At 46.8% G+C, this 26819-nt stretch carries 19 protein-coding genes; all 19 read left to right on the forward strand.

What is annotated here, in order from left to right; all coding sequences use genetic code 11:
• Positions 1-51 precede the first annotated feature (51 nt).
• Positions 52-2067 (forward strand): DUF5693 family protein, encoded by a 2016-nt coding sequence (locus tag B9N86_RS01600; protein WP_208917471.1) that lies wholly within the window; start codon positions 52-54, stop codon positions 2065-2067.
• Positions 2043-3266 (forward strand): polysaccharide pyruvyl transferase CsaB, encoded by a 1224-nt coding sequence (gene csaB, locus B9N86_RS01605; protein ID WP_208920041.1) that lies wholly within the window; start codon positions 2043-2045, stop codon positions 3264-3266. The genes B9N86_RS01600 and csaB overlap by 25 nt, the downstream gene beginning before the upstream one ends.
• Before the next feature lie 4 nt (positions 3267-3270).
• On the forward strand, positions 3271-4029 hold the full coding sequence (locus tag B9N86_RS01610; RefSeq protein ID WP_208917472.1) for a WecB/TagA/CpsF family glycosyltransferase: 759 nt from the start codon (positions 3271-3273) through the stop codon (positions 4027-4029).
• A gap of 114 nt (positions 4030-4143) precedes the next feature.
• Complete coding sequence (locus B9N86_RS01615; protein WP_208917473.1) at positions 4144-5268, forward strand: glycosyltransferase family 4 protein; 1125 nt, start codon at positions 4144-4146, stop codon at positions 5266-5268.
• Between the two features lie 196 nt (positions 5269-5464).
• Positions 5465-9337 carry an S-layer homology domain-containing protein gene (locus B9N86_RS01620; protein WP_208917474.1) on the forward strand — a complete coding sequence of 1291 codons (3873 nt, stop codon included), beginning with the start codon at positions 5465-5467 and terminating at the stop codon, positions 9335-9337.
• 151 nt (positions 9338-9488) lie between these two features.
• Positions 9489-9833: a hypothetical protein gene (locus B9N86_RS01625; protein ID WP_208917475.1), complete on the forward strand. Its 345-nt coding sequence runs from the start codon at positions 9489-9491 to the stop codon at positions 9831-9833.
• Between the two features lie 379 nt (positions 9834-10212).
• Entirely contained in the window at positions 10213-13446 is a 3234-nt protein-coding gene (locus tag B9N86_RS01630) for an S-layer homology domain-containing protein (protein WP_208917476.1), read from the forward strand.
• A 185-nt stretch (positions 13447-13631) separates the two neighbouring features.
• Complete coding sequence (locus B9N86_RS01635; protein ID WP_208917477.1) at positions 13632-14141, forward strand: hypothetical protein; 510 nt, start codon at positions 13632-13634, stop codon at positions 14139-14141.
• A 104-nt stretch (positions 14142-14245) separates the two neighbouring features.
• A complete protein-coding gene (locus B9N86_RS01640; RefSeq protein WP_208917478.1) occupies positions 14246-14536 on the forward strand; it encodes an alpha/beta-type small acid-soluble spore protein in 291 nt (96 codons plus the stop codon).
• 237 nt (positions 14537-14773) lie between these two features.
• Positions 14774-15976: a methionine adenosyltransferase gene (gene metK / locus B9N86_RS01645; protein WP_208917479.1), complete on the forward strand. Its 1203-nt coding sequence runs from the start codon at positions 14774-14776 to the stop codon at positions 15974-15976.
• A 320-nt stretch (positions 15977-16296) separates the two neighbouring features.
• Complete coding sequence (locus tag B9N86_RS01650; protein WP_208917480.1) at positions 16297-18996, forward strand: stalk domain-containing protein; 2700 nt, start codon at positions 16297-16299, stop codon at positions 18994-18996.
• A 45-nt stretch (positions 18997-19041) separates the two neighbouring features.
• Positions 19042-20196, forward strand: a complete 1155-nt coding sequence (locus B9N86_RS01655; RefSeq protein WP_208917481.1) for a sensor histidine kinase — start codon at positions 19042-19044, stop codon at positions 20194-20196.
• Positions 20197-20200: 4 nt separating this feature from the next.
• Positions 20201-20923, forward strand: coding sequence for a response regulator (locus B9N86_RS01660; protein WP_208917482.1), 723 nt, complete (start codon positions 20201-20203; stop codon positions 20921-20923).
• Between the two features lie 193 nt (positions 20924-21116).
• Positions 21117-21545, forward strand: coding sequence for a hypothetical protein (locus tag B9N86_RS01665; RefSeq protein ID WP_208917483.1), 429 nt, complete (start codon positions 21117-21119; stop codon positions 21543-21545).
• 1012 nt (positions 21546-22557) lie between these two features.
• A complete protein-coding gene (locus B9N86_RS01670; RefSeq protein ID WP_208920042.1) occupies positions 22558-24438 on the forward strand; it encodes an ATP-dependent helicase ComFA in 1881 nt (626 codons plus the stop codon).
• Between the two features lie 25 nt (positions 24439-24463).
• Positions 24464-25339, forward strand: a complete 876-nt coding sequence (locus B9N86_RS01675; protein WP_208917484.1) for a ComFC family protein — start codon at positions 24464-24466, stop codon at positions 25337-25339.
• 111 nt (positions 25340-25450) lie between these two features.
• Complete coding sequence (locus B9N86_RS01680) at positions 25451-25864, forward strand: TIGR03826 family flagellar region protein (RefSeq protein ID WP_208917485.1); 414 nt, start codon at positions 25451-25453, stop codon at positions 25862-25864.
• Between the two features lie 139 nt (positions 25865-26003).
• On the forward strand, positions 26004-26288 hold the full coding sequence (gene flgM, locus B9N86_RS01685; protein WP_208917486.1) for a flagellar biosynthesis anti-sigma factor FlgM: 285 nt from the start codon (positions 26004-26006) through the stop codon (positions 26286-26288).
• Between the two features lie 11 nt (positions 26289-26299).
• Positions 26300-26803: a flagellar protein FlgN gene (locus B9N86_RS01690; RefSeq protein WP_208917487.1), complete on the forward strand. Its 504-nt coding sequence runs from the start codon at positions 26300-26302 to the stop codon at positions 26801-26803.
• The last annotated feature ends 16 nt before the right edge of the window (positions 26804-26819 follow it).

Below are 26819 nucleotides of genomic sequence, written 5' to 3' on the forward strand. Positions count from 1 at the left end.
TTGATGTTCAGAGGCGGAGGAATCCCGTAAGTTCAATGAGGAGGAACTTTCGTGTATCAGAATTGGAAACGCTGGAATATGGCCGCCCGCAAGTGGCTGTGGATTCTGGTTGTTCTGGGCGTTGCGGCCGCCCTGCCTGTAGGCTATGACCGCTTACAAACGGAATCGACATCCAAAAATGTCGAGTTTGTGTTTGATTATCGTGACTTGGTGGATATTTCCGTATACCGGACGCGTCCGCAGGATTATATAGCAGAGCAGCTAGACCGGTTGAAGCAGGCCGGTGTCGGTAGCATGGCTTTATTTGAAAGTACGCTAGATGAGTTCGTTAAGTCACGGCGGATCACGCTATACGACGGGCAGCAAGTGGCCGATCTGACAGGAAAGGTCATCTCCCCTAACGAGAATTATACGTACGTTGCCTTTAACAATGAGGATAGCGTAACCCATATCAAACCTTTGATTGAAGAGACATTTACGAGACTGGGCATTTCGGTTCGTCCATGGACCTACAACGATGCTGAGGGGTTGATTCTGGAGACACCTAGATCGAATGCTGTGTTGAAGCCGATGTCTCCAGACCCGATTACGATGAAAATGCTTCGGGATAAAGGCTTTGCCATTGTGCCGCGTTTGTCGGACAGTACACCGTATGATCAAGCGTATATGGAAAAACTCATAGCCTATTTTGCCGACAATGGGGTCAAACGCCTGTTGTTCGACGGTGATTCGGTTAAAGGCTTTAGTGATGATGAGGAAATGGAAAGTCTGAAAGCCTTTGGAGAGCTGCTGAACGAGCATAACATCGGGCTTACGGCGATCGAAAATATTAAGAAACCACAAAAAGGCTTCACTACACTTGCCTATTTAACGGATTATAACGTAGCACGTCTATACTCCCTCAGCGAGAGAGATGCAACGCTGGAAGTGGAAGTCATTAGTGACCGCTTTGTTTTGGCATCCAAAGACCGGAACATTCGGATGTTTTACTTGAACGCTGAACCGCTCAGAGATACAACAACAGCTTCGATTACGGATCCGATGGATAACCTGATCGAGAGCTTGACGGAACCGGGCAATGCGATTAAGGATATTCAGGAGAATGGCTTTACCATCGGACAAGCTGAGGCGTTCCAGGTAGCTGATTCCTCCATGCAGCGTTACTTCAAAGCTGTGGCTGTGGTTGGTGCTATTGCACTAATTTCACTAATGATTTCTTATTTTATTCCTTTCCTGGCGATTCCGGCCTTTGTTATCGGATTAATTGGAAGTGCCGGTCTGTACGTGCTGAGACCAGAAATGATGGAACAGGCCTTGGCTTTGGCAACTTCGATCAGCGGACCTACGGTTGCCATGATACTCGCAATAAGAAAAGTAAACAGCAACCAATCTTTGCCGGATATGAGCGTTGGAAGACGAGTGACACACGCGATTGTGCTGTTCTTCAAGACAACTATTCTTTCACTTGCAGCCGTGCCGCTCGTAATCGCGCTGCTTAACAATGTAACTTACATGCTGGTGCTGGATCAGTTCCGCGGGGTTAACCTGTTGGCTTTGGCTCCGATGGCATTAACGGCTGTGTATGTGCTGCTGTATCGCGGCGGAAACGCAACCCGAGGTGGTGTGATAAAGCTGCTCAAGACGCCAATCACATTATTATGGGTTATCGCTGCCGGTGTTTTAGGTGTTATTGGAATGTACTATTTGAGCCGTACAGGTAATGCGGGATCTGTATCTTCGATTGAAATGGCATTCCGTTCATTCCTTGAGAACACAATCGGTGTCCGTCCGCGGAATAAAGAATTCCTGCTGGCTCACCCGATCATGCTGCTCGGTCTGTTCTTGTCCTTTAAATACCGTCACGCGGCCTATCTGCTCATTGTCGGCGCTATGGGTCAATTGTCTATCGTAGGAACGTTCACACATATTCATTCACCGATTTACATTTCGACGGTTCGGGGCCTACTCGGTCTTGTGCTCGGATTAATTATTGGTCTGATTGCTATCTATGTATGGCAAATCGCGGAAAGGATCTGGAAAAGATGGTCTCCACTTCTAAGACAATAGTCATTTCCGGGTATTACGGATTTAAGAACAGTGGCGATGAAGCAGTACTAAAGTCCATTCTGACGGCTCTGGAAGAACAGGGAAAGGCGGCAGGTATCATGATTGAGCCTGTCGTGCTTTCCATCGACCCTGAATGGACCTCGAAGATGTACGGTGTACGTTCAGTGCACCGAATGCAGCTGGGCGAAGTTAGACGGGCTATTAAGGAAAGTGATGGATTAATTAGCGGAGGCGGCAGTCTGCTGCAGGATGCAACAAGTCCGAAGACGATTCCCTATTATCTGGCCATTATTAAAATGGCACAGTGGCTGCGGAAACCAACCTTTGTATACGCACAAGGCGTTGGTCCTGTAAACCGCAAGATATTTAATCCGATGATACGATCCGTATTCCGGAAATGTTCTTATATATCGGTTAGGGATGTTCAATCGGGCGAGCTTCTCCAGTCGATGGGAATTCGTGCTGAGGACATCCACGTTGTACCTGATCCTGTCATGGGCCTGCCGCTGCCTGAGGGTATAACATCAGTGGATCAATCGCTTGTAGATCAAGCGGATGGTGATGCATCCGTTGAAGGCAGTTTATTAGAGGATAACGACGTTGAAATGGAAGCTGCAGATGAAGCGATTAAACAACACAATGGCGAGCTTCCTGTTATCGGAATCTCCGTCCGCTTCTGGGATCCGGAACGCCGGGAGCTGAACGCTATAGCTGATGGCCTGAAGGAACTGATGAGAAAACGGCCTGTGCATCTTCGGTTCCTTCCGTTTCATAAGCCGGATGATGAAGAAGCTTCCCGGTATATTACCGACAGGATGGGTGATATTACATCATACGGCGGAGTAATAAGTTTCTACCGGGAAGAGCAGCAGCCTCAGGACATGCTTCGTGAGGTAAGCCGTTGTCAGTTGATTCTAGGCATGCGGCTGCACAGCCTAATCTATGCAGCTAACCAGAGAGTACCGCTCATTGGAATATCGTATGATCCGAAGATCGATCATTTTCTGAATCGACTCCATAGTGCAGCCATAGGGAGCAGTGAATCTCTTGTTCCCGCGGATCTTACTCGGCACATGACAACACTGCTGGATGGCTCGAAGGCATGGAAAGAAGAACATGAAGCTCAGATTGCACAGCTCAAGCTGGAAGCTCAGCTTCCTGCCAGGCACATTGTTGAATATCTAGGTAACAGAAGGTGATAGTGTGAAGCAGACAACTACGATTCCGAGCGTTTCAATTTTCGGTATACCTTTTTCCAAGCTGAATATGAATGATACGGTAAAACACTTGACGGAAGCGGTCATTTCCGGCCGTCCACATCAGGTGATTACTGCTAATCCGATTATGGTGATGGCTGCATTGGATGATCCGGAATATAAGAAAATGATGCAAAACGCTGATTTGATTGTTCCTGACGGTTCCGGTATCGTATGGGCAGCGGGGGTAGGCGGTGATCCGCTTACGGAACGTGTTACCGGATTTGACATGTTACATGAATTGATGAAAGTCGGAGAAAACTATAGATGGAAGTTCTACTTGCTTGGAACAACGCCTGAAGTGATTCAGGAAGCAGCCGAGCGGTTACAAATGCAATATCCGGCAGCTATTATTGCCGGCTATCGTGATGGTTTTTTTGGACCGGAACAAGATGATGAGGTCATTGAAGGTATAAGAGCGGTATCTCCTGATTTACTGTTTGTTGCCCGTGGGGCTGACACACAGGAGCCATGGATTGCCCGTTACAAGGAACGTCTCGGTGTACCTGTCATGATGGGTGTTGGCGGCAGTTTTGATATTATTTCGGGTAAGTCCAAGCGGGCCCCCAAGGTATTCCAAAAGCTGCGGCTGGAATGGTTTTATCGTTTACTGAAGGAACCAACCCGGTTCAAAAGAATGCTTGCGCTCCCGAAATTCGCAGTTAAAGTGCTGCGCGAGAAAGAAAAAGTCACTAAAACTAACTAATTAACTCAATTTTGTGAGGAAAATCCGGGAAATCGCCGGAAATTGGCATTGGTTTTCGGTTGCGAAGGGAGTATAATTCAACACGGTAGACAATATTGGGGGTTGAATGATTACATGGTAACGATATACATCATCGGGTTTGTCGTGTCTTTAGTACTCGCTCTGTTCTTGACACCGCTCGTGAAGAAATTCGCGATAAAGGTTGGCGCTGTGGACGTTCCTGATGCCCGGAAAGTGCATACACGAATCATGCCCCGGCTGGGCGGATTAGGAATTTATCTGGCTTTTGTCCTTGGATTGATCGCCGTGCTCCCTTTTATTCCGGAAAGTCTGTCCGTGCGCGATGCGAATTTTCTGAAGGCATTTCTGATTGGCGGATCCATGATCGTGCTGATCGGAGCATTGGATGACCGCTTTCAGCTGTCAGCAAAAGTAAAGTTTTTGGCTCAGATTGTTGCAGCGTGTGTCGTCGTATTTGGATTTAATATTACTGTTGATTTTGTTAATATACCTTTCCAGGACAGTTATTCAATGCTGGAAAGCTGGATATCTATCCCGCTTACGATTTTTTGGATTGTCGGTGTAACGAACGCTATTAACCTGATTGACGGACTGGATGGTCTGGCAGCCGGCGTCTCCGCTATTGCCATCGGCACCATTCTGGTCATGTCCTTCTTGATGGGCAACACGACAGTAGCATTGATCTGTCTGCTCTTGCTTGGTGCAATTATAGGATTTCTATTCTTTAACTTCCATCCGGCCAAGATCTTTATGGGGGATGCAGGCTCGTTGTTCCTTGGTTTCAGTCTGGCCATGCTGTCCCTGCTTGGTTTTAAGCAGATCGCGATTGTCTCCTTCATTACGCCGCTGATCATTATCGGTGTGCCTTTGTCGGATACTTTCTTTGCGATCATTCGTCGGAAGATTCAGAAGAAGCCGATCTTTGCTCCGGATAAAGGGCATTTGCATCACTGCCTGCGCGAACTTGGCTTTAGCCATCGTCAGACCGTGTTGGTTATTTATGGGATCTCTGGATTCTTTGGTGTGCTGGCTGTTATTCAGTCCTCGGCGGCCATGCATGAAGCGAACTGGGTCACTTTTGTAGTTATCTGTATTATGATGTTCTTTATGCAGATCGGTGCTGAGGTTATCGGATTGGTTGGCAAGACCAAGCGTCCGTTGCTCGGATTGATTAACCGGTTGCGTGTGAAGACGAACGCGGAGTCCCGGACGAAATAATAAGCGCTACAGCCTGACGATTTACTATTTATAGAGATGTTTCCTGTTATCGTAAAATCATTTCATACACTTGCACAAAATGTGTACAAGCAGCCTCACCCAAAAAGGGTGAGGCTTTTTTGTGATTTTTTCTAAAATATGGCGTGATAGGTGCCGATATAAGACTTATCTGACTTTACAGAGGAGAGATGATTTAATGCAGCGTACGAAGAAGCCGATTATTTGGCTGATGATGGTGGCTCTGGTTGTATCGTTAATACCGGCAGGGCTTACACCAGTCGCATCGGCGGCAGATAAGCCGACTAGTTATTTCACTCCGGATATTTCCGAACTGCGAAATACGGTTGATTTGACACTGACGCCTGGACCCAATCAGATAGCCAGAGATAAAGTATACAAAGTAACAGAATCACAGCAGACCATTACTGGAACGTACAGGATGGTTACCGATTCCACACTGGGAGCTAACGTCCAACTGCTGAACTGGGATCAGACTAACAATCGGTGGGTTGAAGATCCGGCCCGTGTTTCACCGGCAGTCGTTACACTCGACACAGAAAGACCGGATCAGCGTTTCAAAGCAAACGTTACCCTCTATCCGGGCATGAACCGAATTACATTTACGGGTCAACAGGGACAAGTTGAACGTTCCGAGACGTTTTATGTTCTGTTTGATCAAGTCCCTTACGTGGAGAAGCTCCAGGTCCTCGGGGGTTCGGATAATCTGGATTTAAATGAAGGTGCTCAGATTGTCGTGAACCGGCAAGAGATTACCCTGCAGGGTAAAGCCATGAACACTACAAAGGTGACAGTATCAATCAATGGCGGTCAGGCGTTGTCAACATCGCTGCTGCAGGACGGCAGCTTCTTCTCGCCACAGCTTAAACTGAACCCGGGTGTGAACAATCTTAAGCTGGTCGCGCAGAATGGTTCAGACTCACTCACATTTAACTACTCTTTATTCTATTTCGATGAGAAGAATCCGGTCGTGAAGCTCGACCTGGTGGATTCGATCGGCAATGCTCAAAGTATGCTTGGCGTGCAGCCGGTCTTTACCGAGGATAGAGAGAGCACGAAGGTTCATGTGCAGATGTTGATTCCTCAGGATGAAAACAAAACGAAATTTAGTGAAAGTGCCGAGATTAAGGTCAACGATACCAAGGTGACACCTGTGTTCACGGAAGAAACTTTTATTCCGAACGTTAAGGATAATACACCTTCATATTGGCTGGTATCTTTTGACATTAATGATGTGGCTTTTAAAAAGGATGCGAACGGCGCGGTTCTGGTTGATCAGAATCATACCTTATCCGTAACCTACGGCACCAAGACGGTCAACAAACGGATGGACTTTCAATTTATGAGAGGGCAGACGGTCATTACCGACCTGAAATATCTCAAAGGATATGAAGGAGGCAACATCGACAACCTCCCGGCAGGCGAGCCGCTGAACGGAGCGAAGGTGAATTCGGGGGATTTCTACATCTTGGTTACCACGAACGGCAGACCGGATCCGCTGACCGGTTTGACGGCTAACTATCTTCCGCTTGGAACAAGCCCAATCAGAATAGAATATGTTGCGTCCAAATCCGATACGAGTCATGTCTACAAAGTCGTTGGGTTGAAGAACGGTAACCAGACGGTACGCTTTAACTATAACGGTTCGACCGCGTACAAGGACGCTACCATTTCCTTTGCATCCAAGAACTATATTTATGTTGAAAATCTAATCGATGGACAGACGTATACGCTCGATTCGGGAAGTGGCAATTCACTGGCAGTCAAGGGTCAGTATATTGACTTTGAAGATACGATCAGCAGTAGCTACTTTCTCGCTGAAGTTTTCGTTAACGGTAAAAAAGAAAAGTCAACAAACGCTTCCGAGAATCTCGATCCTACGTGGCTGAACACAGCCACCGGTGCATTCCATATCAATCTGAACATTTCGATGACTGACGGGCCGTTGGTATTCGGAGAGAACAAGATTATTCTGACCGGAACAGGAAAGGACGAGAAGGGTCAAGCCCGGGAGATCCGGAAGGAGTTGCGGATCTATATTGTGGATAACAATGTATCCACGGTCAAGAACTTTCAGCCGGCATTGGGCAAAGACCGCCCAAGCTTTCCGCCTAGAGAGTTCAGCTCGGATGATCCTCAGTTGAAACAGATCTTTAATTTAACTCCTGAGTTTATTTACAACGATAACAAGTATACAACAAGCCTGAATACGTATGACCTGGTTCTGCGAGGTAGTGGAGCCGTCAAGATGAATCTGAACATAGGCACCAAGAATATCCTGTCTGTCGATCTACCGGTGACCTCAACGCAGAATGAAACGGTTACTTTTGCAGGGGATCGGTATTCGTATGATTTCGCAGGGAACCAGAACGACTTCATTATGCGGGTTCAGGATCTCACTGCGAATGCACCGGGTACCCATGTGTACACTCTGGAATTAATAAATGAGACCGGAGCCAAGACAACCCAGCGATTGGAATTGGTTCGTGAGGTAAGTGCATATCGAATTCTTTCTCCTCAACCAACAGTCGGTAAACAAATCGTAGTTAATAAGAACTTTGTTCGCTTTGATATTGAAGCAGAGGGAGCAACAGAGGTACTCATAGGCAAGGATCCGGCCGTGAAACGTACGGATCTAGGGAAGGACCGCTTTGTGTACGATTATGTTGGACTGAAACAGGATAAATCCAACAAGATTAAAATTACCATCAATCGGGCAGGTACAAAAGTTACGGACACTATCGAAGTATTTTATACAGGAACCGTAGGTGTGGATGCACAATTTATGGCTCCAAAAGTAGCGACAAAGTATACCGTCTTTAATAAGGAACTGCAGCTTAGCTTTCCTAAAGGGACGGTAATGCAGAGCACGGATACAAGAGGAATCGCAAAGTACTACCCTGATACCAAGCTTCTGTTTGGGATTGCAGAGCCGATAACCGGAATTGTTGAACGCCGGAATGATTACGGCAACGTCATCGGGTTTCCAGGAACAGGAGAAAACAGCGGCATTCCGTCGTGGAGCATACCGGATGAATATTTACTGAACTTTGGCTCGACAGCTCAATCGAGTAACTTTAGTCGAGTCTCGCAGGTATACTGGATTAGCGGCGGACTGGGAGAAGCTGGTGATATGGGTTCAGCCAACTATACGCCTAGAACGAATGGGCTAGCGCCTTATTCGGTGGAAGGATTGTTCGGTGATCCGCAGACTCCTGCAGAGCGGAAGATTACTCCGTCGAAACGCGGGACCTTGACCTTGTCTTTTAACCCTAATGTGGTAGATGCAGCCGGTACAACGATAACCGTATATCGCTATACGTCAAAACGCGAATGGCAAAACATAGGCGGGGAAGTTGACATGCGGAATCATACGGTAACCGTTCCGTTTGACGAATTCGGTTATTATAAAGTAATGAAGTTAAGTCGCGGCTATAATGATATAACGAATCATAACTGGGCGCGCAATATTTTGAATGGTTTGTATTCTAAAGGGTTTATGAACAACTTGCGTTTTGAACAGTTCGGTACAGACGATCATACGACTAGAGGGGAATTTGCAACGCTGCTCGTTAAAGGACTGAGTCTTCCAATAAACTCGGACGAAAATCGTACGTTTGTGGATCTTGTGCCGGGTGCGCGTTCCGCAACGTGGGATTACGACAGCATTGAGACAGCAGCAAGAGCGGGCATTGTGACAGGTCTGACGGATGGAGTATTTGGTCCGGATCAGCCGCTGACACGTGAACAAGCAGCAGTAATGATTGCCCGTGCTCTGAAGCTGAAATTAGCTAACAACGATGCTAAGCTTGATGCTTCATTGGCCAAAGCCTTTGTTGATTCCGGAAAAGTCGATAAATATGCCCGTCCTGCCGTTATGGCTGTGTCCAAAGCCAAGATCATGGAGGGCTCGGCATCCACGCCGCCGGGACAGAAGAAACCGCAGTACAGCTTCAATCCGAAAGGCAATCTGACCCGTGCGGAAGCCGGTAAAATTGCCGTTGAGCTGCTGAAGAAGAGCACTAATGTTTTCCCTAAAAACCTGAGTTAACACAGATTACACAGGACTGCCCTATCCGTCAGGATAGGGCAGTATTTTTATGACAGTAATCCCTTTCCATTTACAATTCTTTGTAATTTGATGTAGAATACGATACAATAACGAAAGTACATACTATTTTTTAGAGGGTGAAGACGAATTTATGAAGCCGATTTTATCGAAAGCGCAACTGGACTATATGAAGGCTAAGACTCAGTTTGAAGATAAAGCCAAGGTCATGGAGAAGAAGATTGAGCTTGCCCGCGGTGTCCATGATGAGATTACTCAGGAGATCATGGAAGGTCTGGTTCTGGAAACTGGCTTTCACGATGCGTTCAATGAACTGACGTTGGCAGAGAATGCGTTAATCCAATGGTCACACGTTACGATTAAACATGAGAAGACTTACCGTGACAATAAAGTTGAGATCGAATTGATGTATGATAAGCTGAATGATGATCCTCAAATGCGTGCCCGGGTTATCCAGCTCGCTATGAAAATTCGCTAGAATATGACACAGACGCCGAAAGGCGTCTTTTTTTGTTCTTATGCCACGAATTGGCGTTGTTACGCTCAATTTGAGCCTTTTATATAAACTTTTTTAAAAAAATTTAAAAAAACTTGGAAACATCCGCAACTTTTTCCGCTGGCAAACGTTTAAGATGTAGAACCCAATGAGAAACCAATAAGTACCGAATGAAGAAACTTGTCTATAAATTAGAAAAATGTTCTTTACGGTTCTGGGTACTCATTGTATAATACCTAGGTAGGATTATAGGAATCTACTCTAGTTTGCAATGTTCTATTGTTAACCGGTTTCTGTGATACCCGTCACAGACATCATTTATATGATTTCTGCTCAACTCGGGAAAGGAGGTGTACGGCTAATGAGTAACACGAGCTATCAATTTAAAGAAAATAATCAAGAGATGATTCAAGGAGGAGAAAAAAAGGTTATGAAGAAAATTTTATCCGTAGCACTGTCTACAGCAATGGCATTCTCCATGTTTGCTTCTGTTGCATTCGGTGACGCTGCACTTACATCCCAACAAAAGTTTGACGTTCTTAAAGAAGCGAAGATTATGACTGGTTACGCAGATGGTTCTGCTGGCCTTGATAAAGACATGAATCGCGCTGAGTTCGCGAAAGTGGTTGCTAACTTGATGGGCCTGGAGCCAATCAAAGGCCAAGTGTCTTTTAAAGACAAAGGATATACAGAATCGTACTGGGCTACACCTTACATCGAAGCAGTTTACGCTGCAGGACTGATGCAAGGTAAGAACGAAACTAAGAAAATCTTTGACTACAAAGGTAAAGTAACTGTTCAAGAAATGGCTGCGGTATTGGTTCGTGCACTGAAACTTGAAGTGCCAGCTAACCCTAACAACAACGCATCCGACTGGGCTAAAGGTTATGTTCAAGCAGCAATCGATGCAAAAATCATCGAACCTAGCGTGAACGCTAAAGCTAACGCTACAAGAGCACAATTGGTTGACACTGCTTACGAAATTCACATTCAACAGCAGAAACCAAAAGTAGTTTCCTACGAAGTTAAAGAGAGCGGTAAAGTAGTTGAGTTCAAACTTGCTAACAACGAACTTGTTAAAGTAGAACTTGAAACTGCACTGAAAGCTAACACTGCAACTGATGTTAAATTCACTCATAACAACTATGAGTACACGCATAACGTAACTTGGGTTGTAACTTCTGCAACTAAAGTTGAATCCGCAACTTCCACTAACTTGAAAGAAGTTGACGTTGTATTTGACGGTAAAGTTGAAAAAGCGTCCGCTACTGACAAAAACAACTATGTCATCGATTCCAACTCTAAAGGAATCAAATCCATTACTGTATTGGAAGATGGCAAAACTGCACGTATCCTGTTGAACGAATCCAGCAAATTCGTACAAGGAACAACATACAAAATTGTTGTGAAGAATGTTAAAGGCGAGCAAGGCGCTACAATCCCGCAAGGTGAAGTGTCTTTCTCATCGTCCGACAACACGCTGCCAACAGTAACTGAAGTAAAAGCTCTCGGAACTAAAGTTATCAAAGTGACTTTCTCCGAGCCTGTTATCGCTCCATCCAGCAGCAACTTCCAACTGGATGACAAAATGTTTAGTGGCACTGTAACACAAGGCCCTAACCAAAGAGAAGTTATCCTGAAAGACTACACAGGTGGAATCTCTGTTGGCGCTCACAAGCTGACAACTTCCCTGGTTGAAGACTATGCAGGATTGAAATCTTTGGCTGACACTAAAGACTTCACTGTTGCTGTAGATACTGAAGGTCCTAAGGTTACTGAAATTTCCGCTACTTTGGAAAAGGTAACTATAACGTTCGACGAAGAAATCGATCCTGCTTCTGTAACAGAAGATAGCTTCTATTGGAAGTCTGGCGACAGTAAGAAAAAAGGTAAAGCAACTCAAATCGCTGCAAATGTGTATGAAGTTGACTTTACTTCAAATCGTCTGCCAGGATACGAAACAAACCTCTTCGTTGAAGTTAAAGACTACTCTGGTAACGTAAACCCAGTGAAAGAACACAAAGTTACAGCAAGTATTGATCTGGTACAACCACGTGTACTTGAAACTACATTTGGCGTTGACAGAAAAGATACACTGACAGTTCGTTTTGACAAAGCAGTAGATGCTGCTGACAAAAAGTACTTCACTGTTAAAAAAGGTAGCGACGTTATTCCTGTGAATACTGTAGTTGCTGCTGATGCATCAAACAAAATCTTCTATGTTAGCTTCTTCAGTAAACTTGAAGGTACTTACGATCTGAAGGTTAAAGATGTAAAAGACAGAACTGCGCTGCAAAACACTATGGTTGAATACGATGGTACATTCGTAGCTGCTGATAATGCTAATTTGACTCAGTTCTCTAACTACGACTGGAATGATTCAACCCGTAAGCTTTCTTTGCACTTTGGCAAAGAAATGGATATTACCACTACCCAAAACAAAGCTAACTACTACATCGAGTTCCAAAAGAACGGTGGCGATGTACAACAGATCGCTTTGCCAAGCGAAGTTGTACCTTCTGCAGTAAACGGTGGTAAATCGGTAGTTCTTCAGTTCCCAGAATTCATTAACGGAACTAGAGTGACATTTGGTGAGAATGGTACTGTTAAAAAAGTGTTGGCTTCTGGTCTTAAATCCAAAACTGGTCAAAACGTGGCTTGGATTAATGAAACACTTCAAGCAGCTAAAAACCAGCTGACATGGACTGGAGCAAAACAAAAGGATGCTAAGACTTTTGAACTTGAATTCACTAATGTAATTGCTCATGCTTCCTCTAGTGATTTCACTGTCAATGGTTCCTACCCATCAGAAGTAAAAGTAGATGGAAACAAAGTAACATTGAAAACAAGTGATGAGCATACTGGTGCAACAATCACCCTGTTTGCTAACAACTCCATCGAAACTTATTCTAACAACAAGCTTAACTTGTCCGGCAATGCTGTAATGACAGTTAAAAATGTTGTTGCACCTAAATTGACTGGAGTTACGAACAGAGTAGGCGCTTCGTTCACGGTTACATTCTCAACTTATGTTGACTCTGTAAGTGAAGTTGCAGATCTGAAAAATGACTTCATTCTTAGAGATCTTTCAAAGACTAATAATCCAATCATTCCTGTAACTGACTATAAAACTAGTTATGCTAATGATGGTAAGGGCAGCGTGGTAATCACACTTACTGATGCTAAACTGCTTCAAGATAATCCTCCAATTTCAGTAAAAGTTCGCAAGGATGCTCAGTACATTGTAGCCCAAGGTTCAACTACTAAAGCCCTTGAATCTGATGAGTTTAATGTAGCTGCACCTGCTGCACCAGCTGTTGAACCAGTAAGCGTTACAGACACAACATATAATGAAGCAACTTCTACATTGACTGTTAAAGTGGGTAAGACTCTGAATAACATCGTTAATGGTAAAGTTTCGATTGCTACTAATAAAGGAACAACTTATTATAATGCAGAATTGGCTGCTGACGGAAATTCCTTCACAGTAGTAGTTCCTAAGGAAGCTACCATTAATGGTGGAGAGCTGACTGCTAGTGTTGTTCTGAAAGAAAATGGTATTACTGTTGATTTGAAAGGTACTATTAAGTACTAAAATCGACTAACTAAAATAAAGCTTAGCATCTAAGCTTTGACACACTGGAGAACATAATGTTCTCCAGTGTGTTTTTTTAATTCATCAAAGGAAATATCCTCAGCCTTACCTACAGTAGGGTTGTTCAGCTCGAGTGTTTTCTTTATAGTTAAGTAGCATAGATAACTTTAGGAGGAACAGATTACATGAAACCTTATTTGAAGGTTGGCTTGGCGGCGCTGACGATTGGAGCTGGCATATGGATTGGTGCAACCTACAACAACACCGCAACCGGCGCAGGGACCACCCCAGGTACCACTGACGACCCGGTCGTCACCAAAAGCTACGTTGACCAACAAATTCAGCAAGCGCTGAATGGCGGTGGTGGAGGGTCTACGAACCCAACAAATCCTACAAATCCAACTCAGCCATCCCAAGGTGCTGATGAAGTTAAGAACGTTGCGCTGAAACCAGGTAAGATTCTGATTGCCGATGCAGGAACGGAGTTCATTGTTCGCTCAGGTAATGCTGTGATCTACACAGAAGTCGCTAGCGGCGTTGCAGACCTAACCGATGGCAAAGACCTGTTAAATGGTGAAACGGCGCCTAAGAACCATCTGCTTTCTTTCCCGCGTGAAGGTCGGGGAATACAGGTAAAAGAAGGGCAGACAAGCAATCTGATTGTCATGGTCCGCGGTGGTTACACCATTAAGTAGTTCTACTCAAATTATTGCCAGATGTGACAACGTTTTATACGTGTATGCACGGAAAAGAACACAAATAATACTTCTGTAAACAACATTGCAGGAGGTGCATTGAAATGGCTAATAGTAGACGTAATAATCGACAGGTTGTACCGGAAAGCCGTCATATGTTGAATCAGATGAAATATGAGATTGCTGCAGAGTTTGGTTTGAATATGGGTCATGGCAGCAGCTCATATGGAGCTGATACTGAGTTTGGCTCCGAACTGGGGGCTATTGGTGGAAATTCGTCGTCTCGCCGTCCTGGCTGGGGACATATAACGTCTCGTGAAAATGGCTCTGTAGGCGGAGAAATTACGAAGCGTCTGGTTCGACAAGCTGAGCAAAGCATGTTCGGTCAGCTGTAGTATTTTTCCACAGAAAAAAAGTACTCATTACATGAATATTTCGCCGTATGTAAATGTAAAGAAAATTCACGAAAATCCTTGAAAAATGGCTTGGAAACTGGATTGACACCAGGTTTCAAATAAGTTAATATGCATGTTGAGGATTGTACATTCAAACCTTTTCCAATCGGAAAAGGTTCATTTTTTGTGTAGGACCTCTTCTTATACAACATACTATCCATATGGGAGGTTGATCTCATGTCTGTAACAGGGCGACGTTTATTTACTTCTGAGTCCGTAACTGAAGGACATCCGGATAAAATCTGCGATCAGATTTCCGACGCGGTACTCGACGCTTTTTTGGCCAACGATCCCAATGCACGGGTTGCATGTGAAGTGTCCGTAGCTACAGGTCTGGTGTTGGTCATTGGTGAAATCAGCACGAAATCCGAATATGTGGACATCCCGTCCATCGTAAGAAATACCGTGAAGGAGATCGGGTATACCCGTGCAAAATACGGTTTTGATTACAATACCTGTGCCGTGTTGACATCGCTTAACGAGCAGTCAGCAGATATCGCACAAGGGGTAAACGCTGCACTGGAGAATCGTGACCCTTCCCAAGTGGATCAGGAAACCGAGAACATTGGCGCAGGTGACCAAGGTCTGATGTTCGGTTTTGCTACCAACGAAACACCTGAATTGATGCCACTTCCAATCGCGTTGTCCCACCGTATTGCACGCCGCTTGTCGGAAGTGCGTAAAGACGGTACACTGGACTATCTTCGTCCGGATGGCAAAACGCAGGTTACGATTGAATATGATGGTAACAAACCAGTGCGTGTAGATACTATCGTTGTATCGACACAGCATGCAGAAGAAGCTACTCTGGAGCAAATCCAGAAAGATATTAAAGAACAAGTTATTCTTCCAGTCGTTCCTGCGGAACTTCTTGATGAAGAAACCAAATATTTCATTAACCCGACAGGCCGTTTCGTAATTGGCGGACCTCAAGGTGATGCCGGTCTAACCGGTCGTAAGATCATCGTTGACACGTATGGCGGCTATGCTCGTCATGGCGGCGGTGCTTTCTCCGGTAAGGATCCTACAAAAGTCGACCGTTCTGCAGCTTACGCGGCTCGCTACGTAGCTAAGAACCTGGTAGCAGCTGGTTTGGCTGATAAGTGCGAAATTCAGCTTGCCTATGCGATCGGTGTAGCTAACCCTGTCTCGATCAGTGTAGATACTTATGGTACAGGTAAAGTAAGCGAAGAGACACTGGTTGAATTGGTTCGTAACAACTTCGACCTGCGTCCGGCAGGCATTATCCGTATGCTGGACCTTCGCCGTCCGATTTACAAGCAGACTGCAGCCTATGGACACTTTGGACGTACGGATGTTGAGCTTCCTTGGGAACAAGTGGACAAGATAGATGTTTTGAAAGCTCAAGCAGGCATCTAAGTATATAACGATTCATTCAAACAAGATTCGGGACCTAAGCAATATCCGGATCATGAAGCAACAATTACTAGTAAAACATTTATATAGAAGCTGATATCTGATCTCAGGTATCAGCTTTTTTTGTTTTCGGTAGAGTCATCCAGTAGTTACAAGTTTCAACATGTTGTAATTTGGTACAAAACCAAGAATAATCATGCGAATCCAGTAGATTATTGGACTTTTTTCGTAACTTTTCCTCTTAAAAACAGTCTATTAATTAGAGACTTAAAACGTTCTGCAGTAGAGTTGCTAGGACTATAGATGGGAGAGTTACAATAATCATGATGCGTAAGGAAGAGTTGAATCCGTCACAAAGAGGTCATTCGGGGAAAAAATGGTTGGTCATTACACTTGCTGGTGTCATTTGGATTGGTCCGGTCCTTGGAAATGGAATTCCGGTGCTGAATGGGCCACTATCTTCTTCGGTAGTAGAAGCAGCGTCATCATCAGCTAAAAAGTTAAGTGAAGAAATTATTACATCTGGTGCAATTCTTATGAATTACCAATTCACAACAGGCTCACAGAAGTCACTCGCTAACGTCATTCGAGTAGATTTGAAGAACCCTAACGTGAAGCTGGACGTGATGACAGGTAAAGAAGGTTACTTTACGACGAGACAGAGCACAGGCGGGATGGCGAAGGAAAACGGCGCAGTCGCGGCGATCAATGGTGATTTTTTCAATACCGGTGCACAAGGTGCTCCTATGGGAGGACAAGTATCCGGTGGTTTGCTCATGTCAACACCGTCAGTGCTGAAGGGAATGTACGCATTTGCAGTGACTAAAGACGGCACGCCGATGGTGGATGAATTTACGTTCTCTGGCAGCTTTACCGCGGAGAATGGTGAGAAATTTACGCTTGCAGGTATGAACAAATCGGCTTATGTACCGGAAGGAACGTCTTCCACTTTCAGTCATTTGAATGCAGCCTATATATATACAAGTGCGTGGAAAGCAGTAGAGCGTCCGACAAACAGCTCGACCACACCAACTGAAGTTATGGTAAAGGATGGAGTCATTACAGAGATCTCGGATAAAGCCAGCATCCAGAAGTCCATTCCGGAAGGAAGCTTTATTTTGCGGACACATGGCACAGCGGCCAATTTTGTGAAAAATAATCTGGAGGTAGGACAAAAACTTACGGCTGATTATTCATTAGTCTCCAAGAAAACCGGGAAACAGATTAATCCGGAATCTCTTCAGATCATGATTGGCGGGCATACCATTCTGGTAAATGACGGTAAAGCAGCATCATTCTCACGGGACGTCAGCAGCATCGGTGGTTATCGTGCGCGTACAGCAGTGGGCTATTCCAAAGATGGCCGATATGCTTATCTGATTGCTACAGAAAAACATAGCGGAAGCGCAGGCATGTCACTCGGCCAGCTGCAGAGTTTCATGACCCAAATTGGCGTATGGAAGGGACTTAACCTGGATGGCGGTGGATCGACAACGATGGTTAACCGTCCATTGGCTGAGATGAACACAACTTTAACGTTTAACACGGAGTATGGTACGGCTCAGCGCAGTATCGTCAATGCGCTTGGAGTATTCTCTACGGCACCTAAAGGTTCGTTGAAGGGCTTTAAGGTTAGCGGGGACACGACTCTATTAATCGGGCAGACGGGCTCTTATCAACTGAAAGGCTATGATACGTACTATAACCCGGTTGACATGCAGTCTGTGAATCCGACTTGGAAGTCCAGTAATGGTAACATAAAGGTGAGTGGACAGAACGTTAAAGCAGTGTCATCAGGAACTTCGACGGTAACTGCTGTTAGCGGAAACGCTAAAGCAACCATGCAGGTGCAGGTGCTTGGTGGAGGCGATGTAGCATCCCTGAAGGTCGGTACGGCAGCAGCACCATTAGCAGCAGGAACAACCGTTTCTGTGCCTATAACAGCCACGTTGAACAACGGAAAGAGCATCGAGGTTCCGGGTAGCGCGCTCAAGTGGGAATTTATCGGTTTTAATGGTAAAGTAACGGACGGCCGTTTGACCGTATCATCTGTAAATACGAATACGAAAGTAGGATACGCTATCGCCCGTTATGACGGGTTCAGCACCGTTGTTATCCTCTCAGCAGCAGGGGAGAGCACATGGGAGAATTTTGAAAATGTAAGCTATCCGATTAACTTTACAACGAATGTGTCCGGGGTAACCGGAAACGCATCGGTTGTGAAGGGAAGCGGCACTCATGCAAATTCCAAAGTTTTGAAACTGGATTACGATATGAACGGTGGAATTGGGCAGAAAGTGTACGCCTACGCCCAGTTAAACAACTCTACAGGCAAAACGATCCCGGCAGCGGCGACAGCCATGACGCTTGACGTGGAAGGGGATAATAGTCTAAACTGGCTCCGCGCGGAGTTAAAAGACAACAACGGCAAGACCGTATATGTTGACTTGGCCAAAGTGATCGATTGGACCGGCTGGAAAACACTCAGTATTGATCTGAGCGGTTATAACATTGCTTTCCCAGCACAGTTGAAAAGAATGTATGTAGTCAACGTGGAGGAAGGACAGGATGAGCGTGCATTGACCGGTTCGGTATCTTTTGACGATATCCGATTTACGATGCCTGCGCTGTCGAGTGATGCAGGGTTGCCAACGGGTACAGCGGTCATGACAATCGGTCAGAAGTCGTTAACGATGAACGGCAAAAAAGTAGCTATTGATTCGGCTCCAATCCTGAAAAACGGTACAACATATGTTCCGATCAAACATGTGCTGGACGCCTTCGGCGGTCAGGCCAAGTGGAACTCATCAGCTCAGCGTGTAACTGTACTTCGCGGCGGAAAGCTGATGGATCTTACGGTTGGCAAGAAGGATTTTGTCTTAAACGGCAAGCGGATATCAGCTGCAGTCGCACCTATCATCTCTGGCGGTAGGACTTTGGTCCCTCTTCGCCTCGTTTCAGAGCAATTGGGCCTTAATGTAAAATGGGACAAGAACACGAAGACCGTTACGATCAAATCATGATATGGTATGATGTGTGTATGAAACGTTAGAAATGGAGTAGAGTGCGTGGATTATCAAGCTGATGCCATCGACCGTGTCATAAAGAACGCCATCCAAGTGATGGAAGACAGCAAATACCAGATGTTTGAAATATTGGAGACATCGCGCGATGAGCTCGTGTCTCTCAATCAGGAGCTGCAGCAGGTATTGAAAGAAACGACGGAAACCTTGGAGAAGGTAGACCAGTTGGAACTGAACTACCGCCGTTCCCGGATCCGGTTGACGGAAGTCAGCCGGGATTTTGTCCGGTATAAGGAAGAGGACATCAAGCAGGCGTACGAGAAGGCAACGCAACTTCAGCTTGATCTCATGATTTATCGCGAGAAGGAAATGTACTTGAAAGCAAGACGCGACGAGCTCCAAAAGCGGGCTCGCAGTGTCGAGAGCTCGGTGGAACGAGCGGAATCCATCGGATCGCAAATGGGGGTAGTGTTAGAATACTTGTCAGGGGAACTCGGACAGGTGTCTCGAATTATCGAGTCCGCCAAGAATCGTCAGGTTATTGGGTTGAAGATTATTTTGGCTCAAGAGGAAGAACGCAAGCGCATTGCACGTGAAATCCATGATGGACCGGCACAGCTGCTGGCTAATCTGGTTCTTAGGACGGAAATTGTAGAAAGAATGCTTGTTAAGCAGGAATTTAAGATGGTGCAGGACGAAATAGTAGATTTGAAGGGGCAGGTCCGATCCAGCCTTGAAGAAATGCGCAAAGTTATCTTTAATCTGCGTCCAATGGCACTCGATGATTTGGGGCTTATCCCCACACTCCGTAAATACGTGCATGATTTTGAAGAGAAAACCAAAATCCGCATGTTGTTTGAAACACGTGGCAAGGAGCATCGTCTCTCTTCTGCGATGGAGGCGGCCATCTACCGGTTGGTGCAGGAAGCACTTACAAATGCGGCCAAACATGCTTACCCGACATATGTGCTAGTGGAACTTACATACCAGGCGCAAATGGTTAAAATCGTCGTACAAGACAACGGACTAGGATTCAAGGTTGAATTACTGGAACAGAAGAGCAAGGATCACTTTGGGTTAATCGGCATGCGGGAGAGGGTCGAACTGCTCGAAGGGAGAATGGAAATTGAATCAGCTGAGAATCAAGGTACAAAGATCATTATCCATATCCCGACGAACGTAGAGAAGAGAAAGGAGTAACAGAATGGAAAATTTCGAGAATGAAAATCCGGTCATTAAAGTGCTTTTAGCAGATGACCATCAGCTTTTCCGTGAAGGGCTTAAACGTATTTTAAATATGGAGGATGACATTGACGTCATCGGTGAATGTGGAGACGGCATTCAGGTGCTGGAATTCTGCAATCAGATTAAGCCGGACATCGTTCTGATGGACATCAATATGCCTACGGAGAATGGCGTGCAGGCTACCGAGAAACTGCGTGAGTTATTCCCGGAGATTAAAGTTATTATTCTTTCCATTCATGATGATGAGAGCTATGTGTTTGAGACGCTCCGTAAAGGAGCAAATGGATATTTGCTGAAGGATATGGAAGCTGAATCGCTGATCAATGCGATCCGCTCCGTTCACGAGGGCTATGCCTTCATTCATCCGAAAGTAACGGGTAAGCTTATCCAGCAGCTTCGCCGCATGACTTACGTGAATGAAGCCGGAGCTATGGCAGAAGGCGGTACACGTGAAGCTGGCGTTAAATTTGTCGCTGGGGAGAATAACCCGTTGACACGCCGCGAAGCTGAAGTGCTTCGTCTGATGGCTGAGGGTAAGAGCAATAAGATGATCGGGGAATACCTATTCATTAGTGAAAAAACCGTAAAAAACCACGTCAGCAGCATTTTGCAAAAGATGGAGGTCGACGATCGCACGCAAGCGGTTATCAACTCCATCAAATATGGCTGGGTGACACTGTAAGCCGCCGTCCGAAGCACGGACACGGCTGTACACATGGGGGAGGGAATCGCCAGGATATGGCGGTTCCTTTTGTGTTTTTTTGAGGAGTCAGATTAGTGCCGTGACCTGGGGCTAATGTGCGGGCTTCAGGTCATCCTGTCACCGCTTTTCTTTTTTCGGCATATACTGTCGGTAAGAGAAGGAGGTGAGTCTCATGGTTGCCCATTTACTGTGGATACTGGCCATATACGGGATCGCAGTGGCGTTGGTACACATCCTGCATGCCCGTCGGCATCGTGGAGGATCACCGAACCGGCGTTCACGGATGCATTATGAGCTGATTACGTCCAACCATGAGCGGCAGGTGGAATGGTACTTGAGAGCCCTTTCACTGTATGCCCTGCTAAGCGGGACGCGGGTGCGCGTCACCGTCCTTGATGACCGGTCGGATGATGATACGATGGTAATTGTGCACAGATTGGTGAACTTGTCTGGAATAGAGCTGCATGTTGGCGAGTTGAATTCAGATGAGGACGCGAACAAGGGTATGAAGAAGATAACTTCCGAAAGTGATGAACATTTTATTCGCATTGATCTGCGAATCCCAAGTGAGGCTGTCCGAATCCCCTATGTACAGGGTTAGGCGGCAGGAAAGTGGTTATGTCGGCTTTTTTTTCCGGGCTATAGATGTTATGGCGTGAAGCACACTCCAACCTTTACAGGGAGAGGAGGGTGCTTTTTTGCGTTGGGAGGGGCGAGGTGCCAGGTGATAGGCAATGGTTCCATTGGGTATGAAGCCGAAGCATGCGAGCGGACTCACGTTCCGTTATATTGAGTAATTTCGTCTATTAGAGTGAAGTGGCGGACTGAGAGGACGTTATTTGTACCTATTCAAGCGAAATCGGGCATGTTTTGAGGAAATAGCGGCTTCTCAGTCCGAAAAAGATTGCAAAACTCGTCCAATGCAGCGAATAGCGGAATGTCAGTCCGGCAATATGTGCCGCTCGGGGCTTGTCTCGTATTTTCGTACCTCGCGTAGCTCCCGAACATCGGTGTGGCCGTGCATTTAACCACTATCGATTGACAGCGATTAGTTACTTAATAACTTATTGTGGATTGGAGTCCGAGAGTTTTCGTTATTTTATACATGTGGTCGATCGGCGTCATGCAACACCACTCACCGCGTTGGGAGCTGCGTGCGGTGCGAGAAATAAGGACAAGCGGTGGCGGGAAGCGGCGCATGTGATACTGATATTTTTCTTTCATTTTTTATATCTGTAGAAGATGAAAGGCAAGCTTTTTGTACACGACCTTCGTTATGAAAAGTCACACTGTATTGGGACTTGTATGGCTAGTAATAGAGGTGGAAAGGAGGATGTCTGTTGCAGGCAGCTTTGTATGCGGTGAAGAGTATGGGGGTTTGGAGAATTGAGGTATCGTTGGATGTCCGAGTAGATGTGCAGTGGTGGCTGTTAGGTGGGGGGAAAGAGCAGGAATTGAAGAGAGTCAGGGGACTAAAAGGTGGAGATACATATTACGCGAAACTCCCAGAGCGCAGTTCGACGTCGTTTGACGGTGATCGACGACGGCGGCAGGCGACTGACCGTCAACATATTGCAACCTCACCATTAAGGCAGGTTGCTGAGGATCGGGTGATGTTAGAGGGGAATAGGAGGTATGACGGGTTACCTTCGGTTGAGGAGAACAAACAATCAGCAGAATGGTTTGTCCTGTTAGCCTGGAGTTTGCCATTGGGCTGGGCAGTCAGCTTGAGGGAGAGGTTTCGTGGAGAGAGGGTGATGGATGGCTGGGGATTAAAGGAATGGCGTGCATATGTGCTGCGATCTCTGGCTGTGCATTTAGCCGCAGAGCCGCAAGGTCAGGAAGAACAGCTGTTAGGCAAGGCTAATGATATGGTGATGTGGACGTCCGGGAATATAGATGGAGTAAATACCGGGTTTGAGGATTCTATCGTGTGGGATAGGCTGCTTGTGCAAGTGGAGGAGTTAGGGGAACTACTGCAAGGACGGGCACTGCTGGCCGGCGAGGTGGAGGCTTTGCTGGAGGAGGCTTCTGACTGTGTGAAGCCTCCAGAACGCGGTGCGGCGTCGCATGATGCCGCTCGACCACATGGTGGAATGGACTTGTCCGTCGGCTGGCTTGCCGCGGCCCAGCTTGGCTGCCTGCTGGGCCGCCTGCGCCTGAATGCGGGGCTGGCACAGCCCGCCCCGCGGGAGAAGCCCGGCTGGCTGCGCCGCAGCCGGGCAATGGCCCTTCGCTGCCGGCGCTGCGGCAGCGAGGCCCTTAGCCGCACGGCATGCGCCACGTGCGGCTCGGCGGCTTGCGCCTATTGCGAGGCCTGCCTCGCGATGGGGCGCAGCCGCTCTTGTGCGCTGCTGCTGCAGGGCGCAGCGCAACCGGCCGTGCGTGGCACGGCCGGGGGTTCCCCCACCGAGGCCTTGGGCCGGTGGGGGCTGAGCGCAGCGCAAGGCGTCGCTGCAGGCGCCGCGCTGCGGTTTTTGGCGGAGCCGCCGGAGGCGGGCTCCGCGGCCGCCCGCTTCCTGATCTGGGCGGTGACGGGCGCCGGGAAGACCGAAATGATTTTCCCGCTGCTTCAATCCGTACTGGATGCGGGCGGGCGGGTGCTGGTGGCGGCGCCTAGAAGAGACGTGGTGCTGGAACTGGCACCCCGGCTGGCCACCGCCTTTCCGAGTGAGAGCATAGTGACGCTATATGGAGGCAGTCCTGATCGCTGGAAGCGAGGCAGCATTACCTTGGCGACGACACATCAGCTGCTGCGTTTCCGCTACGCTTTTGATCTGGTTGTCATTGATGAGATCGATGCTTTTCCGTATCATAACGATCCGATGCTTGATTATGCCGCCAAGGGGGCCTGTAAGCCAGGCGGCAAATATATCTACCTGTCCGCGACCCCGCCCTCGAAGCTACAGCGTGAGGCGGCTGCAGGGAGACTGCCTCACGCCAAAGTACCCGCACGTTTTCACGGTCATCCCCTGCCTGTGCCGAAGCCTCTCAAAATCCCCTCTGTCCAGCGTTGTCTGACTCAGAAGAGTCTTCCTTCAAATCTGGTGCGTGAGCTAAAGATCTCTATTAGCCGGGGAGCCCAAGTCTTTTTATTCGTTTCGCGCATCCGTCATATTGATTCGTTTTTGCAACTGTTACGCCGCTATTTTTCGGAGATTACGATAGAGGGGACATCTTCTGTGGATCCCGACAGAGGAAATAAAGTGATGTCGTTTCGGAACCGTGATATTCGTCTGCTTGTAACAACTACGATATTGGAGCGCGGTGTCACTGTGCCTAAAAGTGACGTATTTATCGTGGATGCAGACAGTGATCTCTTTGATGAAGCGGCGCTGATTCAAATGGCCGGTCGGGCTGGCCGTTCCAAGGATGATCCTGCGGGGAAGGTTGTATTTGGCTCACCTCAATGGACACGGTGTCAGCGCTCGGCTGTGAACCAGATCAAGCGAATGAACCGGATTGCCAGGAAGGGTAATTATTTGAAGGTTTGAGTGAGAGCTTAGGAGGCCAATAATCATGCTAATGGATACGCTGGACCGAATTCTGGGGCCATTTCACCGAATGCTGGTAGCATCCGGGCAGAAGTGCCTTACTTGCGGTAGAACGACAGCTTTGTCACGTGAACACCTCGGATTATGCAGAACGTGTTACCTATCGATTCCGTGGATTACGAATCCAAGATGTATGTACTGTGGAAGACATATCGGTTGTCCAGATTGTACTCGTGAGAGCGCTGGACCGTGGCATTTTGTATGTAACCGAAGTGCAGCAGCTTATAACGCCGATATGAGGGAGTGGTTGGCACAGTATAAATACCGTGGGAACGAGTCGTATGCTTCACTTTTGATCGGCATGTTGGAGCGGGCGTACCGTCAGTTGCAGCGAGAGGCACAAAAGAGATGGCAGTTTATATCATCACATGAGACTAGTAAAAAGTCAGGTTTGCACTGGCGTATCCAACTCGTTACATCGGTTCCAGTCAGTGAGACGAGACTCAAGGAAAGGGGCTTTAACCAAGCAGAGGTGCTGGCGCGCGGCTTGGCCGCTGCCTGTAAGCTGCCATATGCCGAATTGCTCCGGCGCGATCGGCATACAGACAAACAGAGTTTCAAGAGCCGGATGGATCGATTGAAAGATATGGAGGGGATTTTTCGCTGCATACCGGAAGCGGGAGAAATACTAGACTTTCAAGCAAACCATACATATATAAGTTCTCCCCAGCGAGCATTCCAAGTCCCAACGGACAGTGCATTTCCAATACGAATATTATTAATAGATGATATCTATACAACGGGCAGCACCGTGAATGCTTGTTCCAAAGAGCTAAAGGCCGCTGGGGAGGTACAAGGAATCTTGGTAGAAGTGTATAGTCTGACTTGGGCACGTTCTTGATAGAATAAGGGATAAATACGTAATATTTTTCCTGTAAAATATGGACGCAAGGACTAATATAAGTTAATCTAGGGGTATCAAAGGATCTATGCGTCATGGAGGGCGGTTAGTATGAACTTGGGGAATTGTCCTCGGTGCGGCAAATTGTATGCGCTGAACTTCCGGGATATGTGTTCTGACTGTTTGAAAGGCATTGAGGTAGAGTACCAGGATTGCGCTCAATATTTACGAGATACGAAGGGTGCTACAATCCATGAAGTATCCGAAGCGACAGGAGTTACGATTCGCCAGATCACAAAGTTTATTCGTGAAGGGCGGATTTCTATTGCTAACGCACCGAATTTGTCGTATCCCTGCGAGGTTTGCGGAACGCTGATACGTGAGAGCAATATGTGTGAATCGTGCAGAATACGGCTGACGAAGGAATTAAGAAGCGTTGCTGCGGATGACCAATCCGGAAACGACAGTCAAAGTAAGAAGGACGATCATACCTATAGAGCAGTTGACAAATTACGCAAATACTAAAACGCTACAATCGAACTATTAACTATGTTTCATTCCCGACCGATAATCTTAGTAAAGGTTATCGGTTTTTTCACATTATTCTAAGTCTTTTGTAGAATGTATGTACAGGTTTTTTCTATATAAAAGGAAGGTGAGCGTTATGAAGATTAACGAAACCGGACGCGTTGGCGCTGTCCACTCGTACCAACGAAATATGGAGGCCCACCGACAGGAACAACACAATAAGACTCGTCGCAAGGACGAGGTGTCTATTTCAACGGAAGCGAAGGAGATGCTTCAGGCTCAGGAACGTGCTGGCGATCCGGCGCGCATAGAGAAGATTCAATCCCTGAAAGAACAGGTCTCCTCGGGGACTTACCAAGTGAGTGCCGATAAACTTGCGGAGAAGCTGCTGCCTTATTTTAAGCAGTTTCCTGAGAGCTAAGGGTGTCTGATATGACAGTACAGGTATTAATTGATTCCCTGCAGCGGCTAGAAATGGTATATAACGACATGCTAGCTGTGGCTGACGCTAAGAAGCAGGCCATTACGAAGAACGATGTGGATGCTGTCGTCCAGTTGCTGAATCGAGAGTCTAAAGGAATGAAGACGATTGAGCAGCTGGAGAAGGAGCGCATCGAAGCCGCGTATACTTTTTTGCAGAGCCGCGGAGTCAAGTCACAGTTGGAGTTAACACTGACAGAGCTTGCGCGGCTTGTATTTGATCCGGAGGAAAAAGTGAAGCTGCTGGATGTTCAGTCCCGTTTGTCCCGCACGCTTCTTGCGCTGAAGGAGAAAAATGATCTGAATCAGCAGTTGCTGGTGCAATCACTCGATTTCATCGATTTCTCCCTCGACATGCTGACTGGAAAATCATCACAAGACGAGGTCACATATCATCACCCGTCTGACAAAGGCGGCAGCACAGGACGGCCGGGCCTGTTCGATACCCGAGCGTAAACAGGAGGATTTTGTC

The sequence above is a fragment of the Paenibacillus uliginis N3/975 genome (assembly GCF_900177425.1).
Taxonomy (GTDB): domain Bacteria; phylum Bacillota; class Bacilli; order Paenibacillales; family Paenibacillaceae; genus Paenibacillus_AQ; species Paenibacillus_AQ uliginis.